Source organism: Rhizobium leguminosarum (assembly GCF_010668065.1).
GTDB lineage: Bacteria > Pseudomonadota > Alphaproteobacteria > Rhizobiales > Rhizobiaceae > Rhizobium > Rhizobium leguminosarum_S.
Map to the genome: position 1 here is coordinate 1 of NZ_WUEN01000048.1, position 387 is coordinate 387.

Consider the following 387-nt stretch of genomic DNA (forward strand, 5'->3'; position numbering starts at 1 on the left):
ATCGGAACGGCAGCCTTTGTCGGGACAGGCAATAGCCTTGCCAACACGATCACTGGTGGTGTCGGCAACGACACGCTGAATGGCGGGGCTGGTGCCGATAGCTTGATCGGCGGAGCGGGCAGCGACACCTATATCGTCGATGATCTGGCCGACGTGGTCACCGAAGGGGCGAATGAAGGGACCGATCTGATCAGGACGGTGCTTTCTTCCTATGCCTTGACCAATATTGCCAATGTCGAAAACCTGGCCTTCATCGGCAGCGGCGATTTTATCGGCACCGGCAATGCGCTCGCCAACACGATCATCGGCGGCGCCGGCAACGATCTGCTGGACGGCGGCGCCGGCAATGACGTGCTGAACGGCGGAGCGGGCAACGACATCTATGTG

The 387-nt window shown here is 60.2% G+C and carries 1 protein-coding gene; it reads left to right on the forward strand.

The window, feature by feature from the left end; all coding sequences use genetic code 11:
* The coding region (locus tag GR198_RS35225) for a calcium-binding protein (protein WP_164070490.1) at window positions 1-387 on the forward strand (387 nt) is incomplete at both ends.